18 protein-coding genes are annotated in these 15,252 nt (G+C 63.1%); 10 read left to right on the top strand and 8 right to left on the bottom strand.

Features of this window, described 5'->3' with window-relative positions; all coding sequences use genetic code 11:
- Positions 1-147: 147 nt before the first annotated feature.
- The 8 genes from speB to AC1RTB_RS07195 all read left to right on the top strand — a co-directional run bounded on the left by speB (position 148) and on the right by AC1RTB_RS07195 (position 7,445).
- Positions 148-1,209, top strand: a complete 1,062-nt coding sequence (gene speB, locus AC1RTB_RS07230) for an agmatinase (protein WP_492876067.1) — start codon at positions 148-150, stop codon at positions 1,207-1,209.
- A 94-nt stretch (positions 1,210-1,303) separates the two neighbouring features.
- The gene (locus AC1RTB_RS07225) at positions 1,304-2,107 is read left to right on the top strand and encodes a transporter substrate-binding domain-containing protein (protein WP_492876065.1); all 804 of its coding nucleotides are present in this window, start codon (positions 1,304-1,306) and stop codon (positions 2,105-2,107) included.
- A gap of 3 nt (positions 2,108-2,110) precedes the next feature.
- Positions 2,111-2,779, top strand: a complete 669-nt coding sequence (locus tag AC1RTB_RS07220; protein ID WP_492876064.1) for an amino acid ABC transporter permease — start codon at positions 2,111-2,113, stop codon at positions 2,777-2,779.
- A complete protein-coding gene (locus AC1RTB_RS07215; protein WP_492876063.1) occupies positions 2,776-3,423 on the top strand; it encodes an amino acid ABC transporter permease in 648 nt (215 codons plus the stop codon). The genes AC1RTB_RS07220 and AC1RTB_RS07215 overlap by 4 nt, the downstream gene beginning before the upstream one ends.
- A gap of 70 nt (positions 3,424-3,493) precedes the next feature.
- Complete coding sequence (locus AC1RTB_RS07210) at positions 3,494-4,582, top strand: ABC transporter substrate-binding protein (protein ID WP_492876061.1); 1,089 nt, start codon at positions 3,494-3,496, stop codon at positions 4,580-4,582.
- 177 nt (positions 4,583-4,759) lie between these two features.
- Positions 4,760-5,797, top strand: a complete 1,038-nt coding sequence (locus tag AC1RTB_RS07205) for an ABC transporter ATP-binding protein (RefSeq protein WP_492876060.1) — start codon at positions 4,760-4,762, stop codon at positions 5,795-5,797.
- Positions 5,794-6,648 carry an ABC transporter permease gene (locus tag AC1RTB_RS07200; protein ID WP_492876059.1) on the top strand — a complete coding sequence of 285 codons (855 nt, stop codon included), beginning with the start codon at positions 5,794-5,796 and terminating at the stop codon, positions 6,646-6,648. The genes AC1RTB_RS07205 and AC1RTB_RS07200 overlap by 4 nt, the downstream gene beginning before the upstream one ends.
- Positions 6,645-7,445: an ABC transporter permease gene (locus AC1RTB_RS07195; protein ID WP_492876057.1), complete on the top strand. Its 801-nt coding sequence runs from the start codon at positions 6,645-6,647 to the stop codon at positions 7,443-7,445. Before AC1RTB_RS07200 ends, AC1RTB_RS07195 begins: the two co-directional genes overlap by 4 nt.
- 142 nt (positions 7,446-7,587) lie before the next feature.
- On the opposite strand, the gene AC1RTB_RS07190 is transcribed toward AC1RTB_RS07195, so the two are convergent.
- Both AC1RTB_RS07190 and AC1RTB_RS07185 read right to left on the bottom strand, forming a co-directional pair.
- On the bottom strand, positions 7,588-8,991 hold the full coding sequence (locus tag AC1RTB_RS07190; protein ID WP_492876054.1) for an MATE family efflux transporter: 1,404 nt from the start codon (positions 8,989-8,991) through the stop codon (positions 7,588-7,590).
- 184 nt (positions 8,992-9,175) lie between these two features.
- Complete coding sequence (locus tag AC1RTB_RS07185; RefSeq protein ID WP_492876052.1) at positions 9,176-10,069, bottom strand: LysR substrate-binding domain-containing protein; 894 nt, start codon at positions 10,067-10,069, stop codon at positions 9,176-9,178.
- A gap of 119 nt (positions 10,070-10,188) precedes the next feature.
- Between AC1RTB_RS07185 and AC1RTB_RS07180 the strand changes: the two genes are divergently transcribed.
- On the top strand, positions 10,189-10,368 hold the full coding sequence (locus AC1RTB_RS07180) for a hypothetical protein (RefSeq protein WP_492876050.1): 180 nt from the start codon (positions 10,189-10,191) through the stop codon (positions 10,366-10,368).
- 100 nt (positions 10,369-10,468) lie between these two features.
- A complete protein-coding gene (locus AC1RTB_RS07175) occupies positions 10,469-11,104 on the top strand; it encodes an HAD family hydrolase (RefSeq protein ID WP_492876048.1) in 636 nt (211 codons plus the stop codon).
- A gap of 428 nt (positions 11,105-11,532) precedes the next feature.
- Here AC1RTB_RS07175 and AC1RTB_RS07170 read toward each other — a convergent pair whose 3' ends face one another.
- Genes AC1RTB_RS07170 through AC1RTB_RS07145 form a run of 6 tightly spaced genes read right to left on the bottom strand, consistent with a single transcriptional unit; the run spans position 11,533 to position 15,235 of the window.
- Positions 11,533-12,291 (bottom strand): class II aldolase and adducin N-terminal domain-containing protein, encoded by a 759-nt coding sequence (locus AC1RTB_RS07170; protein ID WP_492876046.1) that lies wholly within the window; start codon positions 12,289-12,291, stop codon positions 11,533-11,535.
- 60 nt (positions 12,292-12,351) lie between these two features.
- Positions 12,352-12,987 carry an urease accessory protein UreG gene (gene ureG / locus AC1RTB_RS07165; RefSeq protein WP_492876044.1) on the bottom strand — a complete coding sequence of 212 codons (636 nt, stop codon included), beginning with the start codon at positions 12,985-12,987 and terminating at the stop codon, positions 12,352-12,354.
- Positions 12,984-13,424 carry a DUF3995 domain-containing protein gene (locus AC1RTB_RS07160; RefSeq protein ID WP_492876043.1) on the bottom strand — a complete coding sequence of 147 codons (441 nt, stop codon included), beginning with the start codon at positions 13,422-13,424 and terminating at the stop codon, positions 12,984-12,986. The genes ureG and AC1RTB_RS07160 overlap by 4 nt, the downstream gene beginning before the upstream one ends.
- Complete coding sequence (locus AC1RTB_RS07155; protein WP_492876359.1) at positions 13,421-14,095, bottom strand: urease accessory protein UreF; 675 nt, start codon at positions 14,093-14,095, stop codon at positions 13,421-13,423. Before AC1RTB_RS07155 ends, AC1RTB_RS07160 begins: the two co-directional genes overlap by 4 nt.
- Positions 14,088-14,633: an urease accessory protein UreE gene (locus tag AC1RTB_RS07150; protein ID WP_492876041.1), complete on the bottom strand. Its 546-nt coding sequence runs from the start codon at positions 14,631-14,633 to the stop codon at positions 14,088-14,090. Before AC1RTB_RS07150 ends, AC1RTB_RS07155 begins: the two co-directional genes overlap by 8 nt.
- On the bottom strand, positions 14,633-15,235 hold the full coding sequence (locus tag AC1RTB_RS07145) for a glutathione S-transferase family protein (protein ID WP_492876039.1): 603 nt from the start codon (positions 15,233-15,235) through the stop codon (positions 14,633-14,635). The genes AC1RTB_RS07150 and AC1RTB_RS07145 overlap by 1 nt, the downstream gene beginning before the upstream one ends.
- Positions 15,236-15,252: the final 17 nt, after the last annotated feature.

Here is a 15,252-nt window from a genome sequence, read left to right as displayed (position 1 = left end):
TCAATTGCTATTTCAACGGCGCTGCCGGAGACTTGGCCGATAACAACCAAAAAGCATGCGGGGAACATGAGGTATCAGGCTGACCGCCGGGAGCGGGCGGCTACAGGCGATCGCCCGCATTGCCGTCTCGGACCACAGGAGGAAATCATGGGTTTCGACGTCAAAAAACTTGACGAGCTGCGCAAGAAATATGGCGAGGGCCATGGCGGCGATCTGTTCGACCCGAAATTCCGCCGCGTCGCCGACAAGATTTTCAACAAGGCCGGCACCCGGCTCGCGCCCTATTCGGGCATCCCGACCTTCCTGACCGCGCCCTATCGGGAGATCGACAACGACAATCCGGATTTCGGCGACCTGCAGGTGGCGATGATCGGTGTGCCGATGGATCTCGGCGTCACCAACCGGCCCGGCTCGCGTTTCGGCCCGCGCGCGCTGCGCACCATCGAACGCATCGGCCCCTACAACCACGTGCTCGACTGCGCGCCGGTGCAGGAACTCAGGGTCGCCGACATCGGCGACGTGCCATTCCGCAGCCGCTACCGGCTCGAACTCAGCCATGAAGACATCGAGCGTCGCATCGGCCAGATCGTCGACGCTGGCGTTGTGCCGCTGTCGGTCGGCGGCGACCATTCGATCACCCATCCGATCCTCAAGGCGGTCGGAAAGAAACGCCCGGTCGGCATGATCCACATCGACGCCCATTGCGACACCGGCGGCGCCTACGACCTGACCAAGTTTCACCATGGCGGCCCGTTCCGCAACGCGGTGCTTGACGGCGTGCTCGACCCCAGCCGCGTCATCCAGATCGGCATCCGTGGCTCGGCCGAGTATCTGTGGGAGTTCTCCTACGAATCCGGCATGACCATCATCCACGCCGAAGACGTCAGTGGCATGGGCATTCCCGCAGTCATCGAAAAGGCGAAGAAGATCGTCGGCGACGGCCCGACCTATCTGTCATTCGACATCGACAGCCTCGACCCGGCCTTTGCGCCCGGCACCGGCACGCCTGAAGTCGGCGGGCTGACGACGCGTGAAGTGCTGGAGATCCTGCGCGGCTTGAAGGGCCTCAACCTTGTCGGCGGCGATGTCGTCGAGGTCGCGCCGCAATACGACTCGACCACCAATACGGCGCATGCCGGCGCCCAGGTGCTGTTCGAGATCCTGAGCCTGATGATGTTCAGCCCCTTCGTCACCAATAAGGGCGCATAAACAACAACAATTTCGACTGGCCGCTGTTTGGGAAGCAGCGGCCAGGTGCTAACGAGACTGTTCAACAAGCAAACATTCCAGAGGGAACCACGACATGAACATCAAGACGATTTTGCAATCGACGGTCGCCGCTCTGATTGTCGCTGGCACTGCCGCCTTCGCTGTGCAGCCGGCTAATGCCGATGCGCTCGAAGACATTGCCAAGGCCGGCCAGATCAATGTCGGCGTCTTCGCCGATTTCCCGCCCTTTTCCTCGGCCAGCGCCGACATGAGCCTCAAGGGCTATGACATGGATGTGGCGCAGGCGATCGCCGACGCGCTTAAGGTCAAGCTCAACCCGGTGCCGGTGACCGGCCAGAACCGCATCCCCTACCTGACCGACCACCGCGTCGATCTGCTGATGAGCGTCGGCTACTCCAAGGAGCGCGAGCAGGTCATCGACTTCGCCGCTGCCTACGCGCCTTATTACATCGCCGTGATCGGCCCCGCCGAACTCAAGGTTGCCGGCAAGGACGACCTCGCCGGCAAGTCGATCGCCGTCAATCGCGGCACGCTGGAAGACACCTCGCTGACCGAGGCGGCGCCGGCTAACGCCGACATCAAGCGCTTCGACAATTACAACGCCGTCATCCAGGCCTTCATTTCCGGCCAGACCCAGTTGATGGTTGTCGGCAACGACGTCGGCGCCCAGGTGCTGGCGCGCCAGGAAGCACTCAAGCCGGAGCAGAAGTTCCAGCTTTTGACCTCGCCGTCGCATATCGGCCTCAACAAGAAAGAGGACGGTCTCAAGAAGGTGATCAACGACACTGTCGCGGCGATGCTGGCCGATGGCCGTCTCAGCAAGTCGTCCGAAGCATGGCTGAAGGTTCCGCTCAACCCCGAGAACCTCAAGGATTGATAGGTGAGCTACAGCCTCGACTTCGGCTGGCTTGAAGGGGCACTGGGCGCAATCGCGCGCGGTGCCGCCATGACCATCTTCTTGATCGTGGTAACGACGCTGGCCGGCACGGTAATCTCCGTGCTGGCCGCCGCCGGCCGCCGCAGCGGACCGCTGTGGCTCAAGCGCACCATCACTGTCTATGTCGAGGTGATCAGGAACACGCCGTTCCTGGTGCAATTGTTCTTCATCTTCTTTGGCCTGCCGGCGATCGGTATCAGGCTCGATCCGATCGCCGCCGCCATCCTGGCGATGACGCTCAATATGGCCGCCTACACCACCGAGATCGTCGGTGCCGGCCTAGACGCGGTGCCGAAAGGCCAGCGCGAGGCGGCCTTTGCTTTGGGCTTGCGGCCGCGCCAGGTCTTCGTCAAGATCGTGCTGCCGCAGGCGCTGAAGGTCATCTTCCCTGCCCTGACGAGCCAGATCGTGATCATGATGCTCGAGTCCTCGGTCGTGTCGCAGATCGCAGTGAGTGAACTCACCTACGAAGCCGACATGCTGCAGGCGCGGACGTTCCGCCCCTTCGAGACCTATTTCGTCGTCGCCATGATCTATCTCGGCCTTTCGATCGCGCTGCGCCGGCTTCTGGTCGGCATCGGCCGCCGTACATTGTCGGCAGGCGTATCATGATCGAATTCACCTTCTGGGATATCCTGCGCAACCTGATCTTCGCCACGCGCTGGACCGTGCTGTTGTCGATCGCCGCCTTTGTCGGTGGCGGCATCGTCGGCATCGCCATCCTGTTTCTGCGCATTTCCAAGGGCAAATGGAAACGCCGCTTCGCCAGCGGCTACATCGCGCTGTTTCAGGGCACGCCCTTGCTCATGCAGTTGTTCCTAATGTTCTTCGGCCTGCCGATGCTCGGCTTCCGCATCGAGCCGTGGACGGCGGCCGTGCTCGGCCTGACCTTTTTTGCCAGCGCCTATCTCGCCGAGATCTGGCGCGGTGGCGTCGACGCCTTGCCGCAGGGTCAGTGGGATGCCGGCGCGAGCCTTGGCCTGCACTATGTCCAGGAGTTGCGCCTGATCATCCTGCCGCAGGCCTTTGCCATCACCCGCGCTCCGGTCGTCGGCTTCCTCGTCCAGCTCATCAAGGCAACCGCGCTGACCTCGATCATCGGCTTTGAGGAACTGCTCAGGACCTCGAACGCCATCAACAACGCGACCTTCGAGCCGTTCACCGTCTACGGGCTGGTGGCCGTGATCTTCTTCGTGCTTTGCTACCCGTTGACCCAATATGCCCGTTCACTGGAGGCCCGCGCCGCAGCACGCTGACACGAGCCTCCGTCATTAAAAAATCATGGGAACGTCCGGCAAAAGCCGGCAATAAATGAGGAGAAGACCAATGAAAAAGATACTGAACACCCCGATCAGCCGGCGCGCCGTGCTTGGCGCTGGCGTGGCGTCCGCCAGCCTGCTCGCCATGCCATCGATCCTGAGGGCGCAGGACAAGTCGATCAAGATCGGCGTCTATGGCGGCTACTTCAAGAAGTCGTTCGACGAGCACATCTTCCCCGAATTCACCAAGGCGACAGGCATTGCTGTCGAATCCATCGCCGAACCGACAGGCGAAGCCTGGCTGGTGCAGCTCGAGCAGGCGGCCAAGGCCGGCCAGGCGCCGGCCGATCTTTCGATGATGTCGCAGACAGCGATGCTCAAGGGCCAGTCGACCAGTCTGTGGGCGCCGCTCGACCTTGCCAAGATCAAGAACAGCTCGAACCTGATCGAGCATTTCGTCAACAAGTACCCTGATGGACGCGTCGCCGGTATCGGAGCGGTGGCCTGGTACATCACGCTTGTCACCAACACCAACGTCTACCCGACCGCGCCCGACAGCTGGGCGGCGCTCTGGGATCCGGCCAACGTCGACAAGCTCGGCCTGCTGGCGCTGGCCTCCAACTCCTTCCTGCTCGAAGTAACCGCGACCACCTTCATGGGCGGCACCAAGGCGCTCGACACCGAGGAAGGCATCCTCAAGGCGCTGGACAAGCTCGCCGAGGTCAAGCCGAATGTCCGGCTGTGGTATCGTGACGAGGCGCAGTTCGAACAGGCTCTGAAGTCGGGCGAAATCCCGATGGGCCAGTATTATCACGATGTTACCGGCCTTGCGGCGGCGGAGGGCCACCCTGTGCGCTCGACCTTCCCCAAGGAAGGCGGCATCCAGGATTCCGGCTCGTGGGTTTTGTCGCGCGCTTCGAAGAAGACCGAGGAGGCGCATGCCTTCATCGATCACATGTGTCAGCCCGCCGTGCAGGCGCTGATGTCGCGCAAGGTCGGCACCGCACCGACGGTCAAGCGCGATCTGCTCGACCTGACGCCGGAACAGTTCGCCGCCGTGTCGTCGGACATTCCGCCGATCATCCCGCGCTACGACCTCTACACCACCAAGGCCGACTGGATTAACCAGAAGTGGACCGAGCTGATCGTTGGGTGATCTTCTTGTTCCTTCTCCCCGTTTACGGGGAGAAGGTGGCCCGTAGGGCCGGATGAGGGGCAGAGCCAGCGCGGCAAGGCTCGCACCGCCCCTCATCTGCCTGCCGGCATCTTCTCCCCGTAAACGGGGAGAAGAGACGCTTTCCGCAACGCCGCACCAACGTTTTAAGGCACCCCCATGTCCGGACTTGAGCTCAAGGACATCACCAAGTCATTCGGCAACTTCAAGGCTGTCGACACGGCCAATCTGTCGGTGCCGCACGGCAAGTTCGTTTGCCTGCTTGGCCCTTCCGGCTGCGGCAAGACAACGCTTTTGCGCATGATTGCCGGTCTTGAGGAGCCGACCCACGGGGAGATCCTGCTCGACGGCACCGACATCACCCCGGTGCCGACGCACAAGCGCAATCTCGGCATGGTGTTCCAGTCGCTGGCGCTGTTTCCGCATCTGTCGGTCGGCGACAACATCTCCTATGCGCTGCGCATTCGCGGCGCCTCGCGCGAAGACCAGAAGAAGCGCTCCGACGAGTTGCTCAAGCTGATCGATCTGCCCGGCTTTTCCGACCGGCCGGTGGCCAAACTTTCCGGCGGCCAGCGCCAGCGTGTGGCCATTGCCCGTGCGCTCGCGCTGTCGCCAAAGCTGTTTTTGCTCGACGAGCCGCTGTCGGCGCTCGACGCCAAGCTGCGCGAGGCGATGCAGGTAGAGCTGCGCCAGCTGCAGCAAAGGCTCGGCATCACCACCTTCGTCGTCACCCACGACCAGCGCGAGGCCATGACCATGGCCGATCTCGTCGTCGTCATGGGCAACGGCAAGATCCTGCAGGCAGCACCCCCGATCGAGATCTACCGCAAGCCGGCCGACGCCTTTGTCGCCGACTTCATCGGCATGACCAATCTGCTCGATGCGACCGTCGACCGTCTCGGCCGCGTCTCGGTGCTTGGGCAGGCCATTCCTGATCTCACGATGCCCGAAGGCATGACCAAGGCTTCGGTGTCGATCCGCCCCGAGGACGTGCATCTCGGCCCGGTCGGTGGCGATGCCATCGCTGGCACGGTGACCTTCGTGCGCGATCTCGGCGGCACGATCGAGACCTTTGTCGAGGCGGGCGGCAAAACCATCGTTGCTGTCGCTACCCCGCGCGAACGGCCCGAGGTCGTGGCCGGCCAGCAGGTCGGCCTGATCCTGCCGGCGGAAGCCTGCGTGGTGCTCAAGTCATGAAGCGCGAGGCACCGAAATCGATCGCCGACTACAGTCCGCTGTTTTTCCCCGGGCTGATGCTGATCGTCTTTTTCGTCGTGCCGTTTTCGACGATGATCGCGGTGAGTTTCTTCCAGCGCGATCCCTCGGGCTTCTACACGCCCGATTTCGTCTTCTCCAACTACGCCCGCTTCCTCACGCCGTTCTTCGGCAAGGTGCTCGGCTTCTCGCTGATGCTGGCGGTGATGGTCGCCATCTGCTGCGTGTTGATCGCCTTCCCCTTCACTTTCCTGCTCACCAAGCGGCCGCGCAAGGTGCAGACGATCTGGCTGGTGTGCCTGCTGTCGGTGCTGTCGCTATCCGAGGTCATCATCGGCTTTGCCTGGTCGACGCTGTTTTCGCGCACCGCCGGCATCACCAATCTGTTCGTCGCCATCGGCCTGATGAAGGAGCCGGTGGCGCTTTTGCCGAGCTTCTGGGCGGTGCTGACCGGCATGGTCTACCAGGCGCTGCCCTATACGATCCTGGTGCTTTATCCCGCTTTGGTGCGTCTTGACCCGACACTGCTCGAGGCCGCGCGCACGCTGGGTGCTTCGCCGGTCAGGGCCTTTCTCAATGTTGTCGTGCCGGCACTGCGCAACACCATTGTCGCCACGCTGATCATGGTCTTCGTCTTTGCGCTCGGCTCGTACCTGCTGCCGCAGATACTAGGCCGGCCATCGAACTGGACACTGTCGGTGCTGATCACCGACCAGGCGATCTACCAGTCCAACATGCCCTTCGCCGCGGCGATGGCGGTGTTTTTGGTGCTGATGTCGCTGGCGCTGGTGGGGCTGACGCTGCTCGTCGGACGCAGGGAGAGCGCGCTGTGAAACAGACCTTCTTTCGCCGGCTTTATTTCACAGCCGTAGCCCTGTTTCTCGCCGCACCGCTGATCGTCGTTGCCGGTGTGTCGGTCAACGAAAAGCAGGATCTGGCCTTCCCGCCAAAAGGCTTTTCGCTGGCCTGGTATGCGCAGATCTTCGCCGATCCGGAATGGCGCAAGGCGCTGATCGCCTCGCTGTCGCTGGCGGTGACCGCGGCGGCACTGGCTGTCGCCATCGCTTTGCCGCTGGCCTGGTTCCTGTGGCGGCGCATCGCGCCTTGGGCGAATGTCTTCCAGATTCTCGGCCTGGCACCTTTCATCCTGCCGCCTGTCATCACAGCCCTTGGCATGCTGACCTTTTGGGCAACGACCGGCTTCTATGGCCAGCCATGGACGGCTGTGATCAGCCACGCGATCTTTTTCGTCACGCTGCCGCTGGTCACCCTGTCGCTCGGCTTTGCCTCCATCGACCGCTCGCTGGTCGAGGCGGCGGCGACCATGGGCGCCGATGATCGCACGGTGCTGAAGACGGTGGTGCTGCCGCTGATCCGGCCCTATCTCGTTTCGGGCTACGCCTTTGCCTTCGTTCTGTCGCTCAACGAATACATCGTCGCCTACATGACCATCGGCTTCACGCTTGAAACCCTGCCGATCAAGATCTTCAACGCCCTGCGGTACGGTTACACCCCGACAATGGCCTCGGTGTCGGTGTTCTTTGTGGCGGTGGCGGCTTTGGTGTTCGGGCTGATCGCCAGGTTCGGTGATATCAGGAAGTTGCTCGGGGCGATGTCGTCGGAGAGTTGAGAAATCTTCCCTCGCCCCGTTTACGGGGAGAGGGTGGCCGCGAAGCGGCCGGGTGAGGGGCAGCGCCAATTCTGCGAGTTCGTGCTGCCCCTCATCCGCCTGCCGGCACCTTCTCCCCGTGAACGGGGAGAAGGGCTACCCTTCACATCACCGGCCGGTCCATCAGCGCGAGCTTTTCCCGCCTCAACCAGCGCCACAAAAGCAGCGCTGACACCACGGCGAGGCCGGTGAACAGGCCGATCCAGATGCCGCGGCCTTCGAAACCGAAGTGGAAGGCGAGCACGACGCCGAGCGGCAGGCCGACGCCCCAATAGCCGATCGCGGCATAGATCATCGGAATGGTCGTGTCCTGCAGCCCGCGCAGCATGCCGGCCGAAACCGCCTGCGCGCCGTCGACGACCTGGAACAGGGCGGCGAAGACCAGGAAGGTGACGGCAAGGCCGATGACGGTGGCGTTGGCCGGGTCGCTGACGTCGATGAACGCGCCGATCAAGGCATGCGGCCACAAAACCATGACAAGCGCCATCAGCGCCATGAAGGACACCCCGAGCACATAGGCCGTCCAGCCGGCGCGGGTGATGCCGTCATGGTCCTTCGCGCCAAAGGCAAGCCCGACGCGCACGGTAACCGCCTGGCCAAGGCCGAGCGGGATCATGAAGGTGACCGCGCAGATCTGGATGGCGATGGCGTGCGCCGCCAGCGACGCCGAATTGATCAGCCCCATCAGGAAGGCTGCGGCGTTGAAGATGGTGACCTCGAAGGCAAGGATGCCGGAGATCGGCGCGCCGAGCCACAGCAGCGCCTTGAAACGCGGCCAGTCGGCCCGCCAGAAGCGGCCGAACAGCCGGTAGCGGCGGAACTTCTTTTCCGTCATCACCACGGCGGCCATGCCCAGAAACATCATCGCGCTGGCGATGCTGGTGGCAAGGCCAGAGCCGGCGATGCCCATCTCGGGAAAACCCCATTTGCCGAACACCAAAAGCCAGTTGCCGAGCGCGTTGGCGGCAACAGCGATCGCCATGATGACCAGGGCCCAGCCGGGGCGTTCAAGTGCCGAGATGAAGGAGCGCAAGACGATGTAGCCGAAAAACGGCAACGCCGCCCACTGCAGGTGATGCACATAAATGCCGGCCTGCTCGGCGAGCTTGGGTTCCTGGCCCATGACGAGCAGGATCGGCTCGGTGAACCACAACAGGGCCCAGATCGGGATGGAGATGAGGACGGCGAGCCACAGGCCCTGGCGCACGGTACGGCGGACATCGCGCACCGAATGGCGCTTGCGGCCAAGCTCGGCGGCCATCATCGGCGAGGTCGCATACATCAGTCCGAGCCCGAAGATCAGCGGCGCGAAATAGAGGTTCGAGCCAAGCGCGCCGGCGGCGAGCGCATCGGACCCGAGCCGGCCGAGCATCATGACGTCGGTGGCGGTCATCGCCGTCTGCGCCAGGTTGGTGAGGATCATCGGCCAGGCGAGCGCCAGCATCGCACGAATTTCGTGACGCCAAGGAGTTGCCGGTGATTGCGCGCCGGTTGCGATCGCAGACATTTTTTCGTCTTTCGTGCCGGTATCGCAAGAAAACGCCGCCGATATCGGTCAATTTGGCCGCAAATCTCTCAGATTTGCCTCGCCATCGTCAGGTTTTGAAGCAATCGGGCTGAAGTGGCAAGCTGTCACGGCGGCCAAGCATTGAGCCAGAACGGTGCCGAACGCAACCGCGCGGAGCTCAGGCTCAGCCGTCGAAGTCGGCGATCTCGGGCAAAAGCCACTCGCGGAAGGCGCGAATCTTGGGCACGTTGCGGCGCGTTTCGGGATAGACCAGCCAGTAGGCATGGCCATCGTCGCCGAGAAGATCGAAGGGCTGGATCAGGCGGCCCTCGGCGAGTTCGGCGGTGAAGAATTTGCGCGTCAGGATCGCCACGCCCTGGCCGGCCATCGCCGCGTTGGCCTCATAGGCCTGCGAACCCATGGAGGTGTCGGGACGCCCTTCCAGGCTGTCGGTGGGCACGTCGGCCAGGGCGAACCAGCGCTTCCACCAGACGTCATTGGGATCGAGGATGCGCAGCTTCAAAAGGTCGGCTGGCTCTTTGATCCCGCCAATGCTCTCGGCCAGGCGCGGGCTCAGCATGGGGGTGTATTGGGCGCGGAAAAGCAGGTGGGCGACAAGCCCCGGCCATTTGCCGTCGCCGGAGCGGATGCCGATATCGACCTCCTCGCGCGAAAAATCGACCATGTGGCTGGAGGTGTCGAGGCGCACCGCGATGGCGGGATGGCGCAGCTGGAACGAGCCGATGTGCCGTGCCAGCCAGTTGGAGGCGAAGGTCAGCACGGTGGAGATGCACAAGGTTCCGCCCGAACCGGCCCGCGCCGCCGCATAGGCCTCGCTCAGGATGTTGAAGGCGTCGGAGACGGCCGGCGCCAGGCGGCTGCCGGTTTCGGTGAGCACCACTTGCCGGGGTTTTCTTAGAAACAACGGCGCGCCGACACGCTCTTCGAGCAGCTTGATCTGGTAGCTGACCGCCGCCTGGGTCATGCCGAGCTCAACCGCCGCCTTGGTGAAACTGGCGTGCCGGGCGGTGGCCTCAAACACCCTGATTGCGGCCAACGGGGGAAGTTGTGAGGCCATGACACATAAGCTCTCTTAATGGGTCTAGATCGACGTTCGATTGGAAAACAAGGGTTTCATGGCATTATATCCCGGTCAACCCATCAGCGGGTAATCAATATCCACGGAGGTTGACGATCATGAACACGGTTCAGACAGGCCTCATTCATTGCGAGCCGGTTTCCCTTACGTCGCGGCTGGCGGCGGCATTCGGCTGGCGCGCGCGCAAGCGCGTGCTCGACTTCAGGGACCTGCCGGATCATCTCAAGCGTGACATGGGTTATCTCGACGGCAACGACCCTTGCGGCCGGCGTCTTTGAAAGTACGAGCGCACGCGCATGTATTTTCCGCTATCATATGACCGGTTCAATTCCGCCGCCAAAGCTCCTATGAGCAATGGGGTGAACAAGGACCGGTCATATGATTCCGAAGGCAGTGTACTGGGATATGGACGGCACGCTGATCGACAGCGAGCCGCTGCACGAAAGGGCGCTTGTGGCGGCCCTGCGCAGCGCTGGCATCGAGCCGCCGGCTGACCTGCATGCGCGCGTCGTCGGCCAGGCGGCAAAGCCGGTCTATGTGGTGCTACGCGAGCAGTTCGGGCTCGGTCTCGACTTCGACGAGTGGATCGCGCTTAAATACGACCACTATATGGGCCATGCGCTAAGCCTTCTGCCGCGTGAAGGTGCGATGGAAATTTTCCGCGACCTCAAGGCCAGGGGCGTGGTGCAGGCGGTGGTGTCGAATTCCGACCGCATGGTTGTCGACGTGAACTTGCGTGCCGTCGGCATCCACGAGCCGACGATGAAGACGATCAGCCGCAACGACGTGCGCAACGGCAAGCCCGATCCCGAGCCCTATCTGCGCGCGGCGTGGCTGACCGAGATCGATCCCGCCGACACGGTGGTGATGGAAGACTCCGTGACCGGTGCGACATCAGGCGTTGCCGCCGGCATGCGCACCATCTTCTGGCCGCAAGACAAGATCGACGGCCCGGCCGGCGCCCTGGTGGCGCACAGTGCTGATGAGGTTCGGGCGCTGCTCGGGCTGGGCTGAGCGGCTTCGCTCTGAATTTGCCCCTCACCCTTACCCTCTCCCGGTGAAAAACGGGGAGAGGGGGCGTCGGCGCTGCCGCTTGTTCCTTCTCCCCGTTCTTCTGGTGGCGCACAGCGACGACGAAGTGCGGGTTCTGCTGGGGTTGGACTGAATGGCTTCGGATCTGCTCAGACCGCAGACGTGGAGATACCGAGGCATGGATCCCCGGGCCTCCGCTACGTCGCTTCGCTCCTGCTCCGCCCGAGGATGACGAGGCATTGGGTTTCGCGGCAAATCTCCAAGGTTGGTGAATAGCAAAGGCGTTAGTTCATCCGTCATCCTCGGGTCGGAGCGCGAGCGAAAGCGAGTGCGGAGATCCCGGGGATCCATGCCGTGACGTAGCCGATCACAGGCGGTTCCAAAACAATTCGAACTTGGTCGCGCAATCCTCAACTCCGGTACACCGGTTCCTGCTCGTCGAGGATCGCCTTGAGTTCGGCGAGATGGCGTTCGGCCTGGCCGGGATAGTCCTCCTGCTCGAGCGCCGCCTTTTCAGCGATCTCGTCCGACAAGGTGCGCAGCGGCCGGCCCGTCCACAGCGCTTTTATGTAGGTCTCGCAGGCGCGCTCGAAATAATAGAGCCGGTTGAAGGTGTCGGCGACGCTGTCGCCGATAACCAAGACGCCGTGGTTGCCCATGATCATCACCTTGACCTTGGGATCGGCAAGCAGGCTGGAACAGCGCTCGCCCTCTTCTTCGAAGGCGAGCCCGCCATAATGGGCGTCGACGACATGGCGGCGGAAGAAGATCGCCGTGTTCTGGTCGATCGGCGGCAGCGTCGAGTCGGCGAGCGATGCAAGCACCGTCGCGTGGATCGAATGCACATGCATGACGCAGCGCGCATGGGCGCAGTTGCGGTGGACGGCGCCATGCAGCCCCCAGGCGGTGGGGTCGGGCGCGTTGGGCCCGGTCATCGTTTCGGGGTCGTTGGCGTCGATGAGCAGAAGATCACTCGCCTTGATGCGTGAGAAATGCACCTGGTTGGGGTTCATCAGGAATTTCGAACCGTCGTCGTTGACGGCGAGCGAGAAGTGGTTGGCCACCGCCTCGTGCATGTTGAGCCGCGCTGTCCAGCGGAAGGCGCAGGCAAGGTCGACGCGCTCCTCATAGAACGGCAGGTTGGTCTGCTTGAGCTGGGTGACGGCCATGGTGTTCCTCCCTGAACTGGAGGAAGAATGCCGCGCTGGTGCTTGCGCGGCAATCGCCGATCAGGCTGAAATCCGCTGGTCCAGCCTGAGGCCGCCATTTTCGACGATGAAGTCGATGACGGCTTCGAGCCCCTTGCCGCGCGAAAGATCGGTGAAGCCGAAGGGACGCTTGCCGCGCTGGCGCGCCGCGTCGCCTTCCATGACCTCGAGATTGACGTTCACATAGGGTGCAAGGTCGCTCTTGTTGATGACCAGGAAGTCGGAGCGGGTGATGCCGGGGCCGCCCTTGCGCGGGATCTCTTCGCCCTGGCAGACCGAGATGACGTAGAGCGTGAGATCGGCGAGGTCGGGCGAGAAGGTGGCGGCAAGGTTGTCGCCGCCCGACTCGATGAAGACGATGTCGAGATCGGGGAATTTGCGGTTCATCTCGGCGATGGCCTGCAGGTTGATCGACGCGTCCTCGCGGATCGCCGTATGCGGGCAGCCGCCGGTTTCCACGCCCATGATGCGCTCTTCGGGCAGCGCCTGCAGGCGGGCGAGCATCAGCGCGTCCTCCTTGGTGTAGATGTCGTTGGTGACGACGGCGATCGAGAACTCATCGCGCAGCGCCTTGCACAGTTTTTCGGTCAGCGTTGTCTTGCCCGAGCCGACGGGGCCGCCGATGCCGATGCGAAGCGGGCCGTTTTTCGATGTCATGACTGAAATCCATTGATGGCGAGGAAGGCAAAGCCAAAGCCGATGGCAAGGCACAGTGGCGAATAGAACTGCCGGTCGAGCCGTGCGAACGGCATTTCCGGCGTCAGCCTGCGCCATGCAGGCGTGAAGCCGGCGATGCCGCGGCCGAGAAAGACAAGCGAAATCATCAAGGCCGATGCGGCAAGGCCCGCCTTGGGAAAGGGCGTGGCAAAGACGCCGACCAGCGCCAGTGGCCAGAGGGTGGCGACCACGAGACAGGCGGCAACGGCGAAGGAAGCGAAGGGCGAGGGCATGGTGTCGATGCCGCGGAAGCCTGCGACGGTTCGGGCGCAGGATGCCGCGTCCGTGCCCGGCCAGACGCCGCCCAGCGCCCAGTACACATGCAAGGCGGTGATCAAATAGAGCACGGCAGAAAGGACGAATGCGAGCACGGTCATGAGCGGAACAGCCTTGAATGTTGGGTCTCGTGGCGCATGGCCATGATGTCGGAGGTGATGGCGGCGGAGCCAAGATCGTCGAGGCTCGATGCCGCAGCGCGGGCGGCGACGGAAAGCGCTGTCGGCTCGAAGGTGGCAATGATGGCTGTTGCCGCGACCTGTCCAACGACACCGAGGCGGATCGCCGCCTGGATGAGGTTGGTGGAAAAGGCCTGCAGGTAAGCCGAAAGCGCATCCTCAAGGGGTATGCCATGCGCGCCCGAAACGGCTCCGACGGCGACGCAATAGGGGCACTCGGCCGGCAGCCTTTCGAGTATGTGATGCGGCCAGGCAGAGGCGGCGGTGAGGAAGGCTGAGCCTTGCAGCATCGTTTCCATATGGCGCTCGCGCGACCCGGCGAGCGCTTCGCCAAGGTCGGCAAGCTCTTTGAGGTCGCCACTACTCCGGGCGCGGCGCCAGCTTTCGGCAAACAGCACAACGTCGTTCCAGCCTGAGCCGACCTCGGCCAATGCCGTCAGCCAGCCGGCAAGGTCGTCGCGGGTGGCGATGAGCCCGTCATGCACGGCGCGTTCGAGGCCATGGCTGTAAGAGAAGCCGCCGACCGGGAACGCCGGCGACAGCCACGCCATCAGCCGTAGCCTTGCTGCACCGCCTGACGTGGGTTCAGTCATGGTGATGGTGGTGTTCGCCATGATGGTGGTGATGGTCGTCGTGATCGTGGCGGTGATTGCCATGATCGTGGGAATGCCCGCGATCGTGGCCCTGGCCGGAATAGGCACCGCGCACCGGCTCGAAAGGCTCCGAGATGTCGATGACATGGGCGCCGAGGCCTTCGAGCATTGCCTTGATGACATGGTCGCGCAGGATGAGGATGCGGTCGGCTTCGATCGCCGCCGCCAGATGGCGGTTGCCGATATGCCAGGCGAGTTGCGTCAGATGCACCGCATCTTGGGCGCGGATTTCGTGGAGTTCTTCCTCACCGGCGATGATCTCGGCGTGGCGGCCGTCGTCGAGCACCAGCACGTCGCCGGTTTCGAGCACGACAGGTTCGGGCAGGTCGACAAGCACGCGCTCGCTATGGACAAGCTCGAGGGCGCGGCGGCGGATGTGGCGCTCGTCATGGGCAAGTACGGCGACGTCGAAAGGCACTGGACGCTGCGCATCGGCCTTGACGGCTTCAGCACGGATGAAATGGCTGGCGCGCAGCATCAGAAAGAACCTCCATTGGCTTGTGCCCTGGCTCGTGCTGGCCGGACAAGCATGCGGTCGAGATAGTCGTTGACCCGCTCGGAGGCGATGGGGATCTTGCCGCCGCGCGCCCAGCCGCCGATATCGCCGAGGATCACGTCGACGGCGCTGAAACGGTCGCCGAGCGCGAATTCCTTGCCGGCGAGTCGCTTGTCGAGCGTCGTAATCTCATTGGCGAAATCATACGCCACAGCGGGGCCGACATCGACCCTCAACTGCCGCGGCAGGATGAAGCGGTGGCGCAGTTTGTTCCACAATGGCGCTTCGAGTTCCGACTGGGCAAAATGCATCCAGCTGTCCATTTCGGCGCGGCCGCGCAGGCCGGGATTGGCGCCAAAACCCTTCTCGGCATGCTTGTCACCGAGATAGATGCAGATCGCGGCCGAGTCGGTCAGGGTGAAATCGCCGTCGACAAGAACCGGCAGCTTGCCAGAAGGGTTGAGCGCCTGCGCCTCGGCCGAGCGCAGTCCGGTCTCGACGAATTCGTAGGGTTCGCCGAGTTCCTCCAGCATCCACAGGACACGCGACACGCGCGATCCGCGCGAACCGTAGGCTTTGTACATGCTTGGAATTGCCCCGT

The organism is Aminobacter sp. GW821-FHT11F06 (assembly GCF_058808215.1).
Note: the sequence above shows the minus strand (reverse complement) of the source record. Positions and strands in the feature narration are given on the sequence as shown.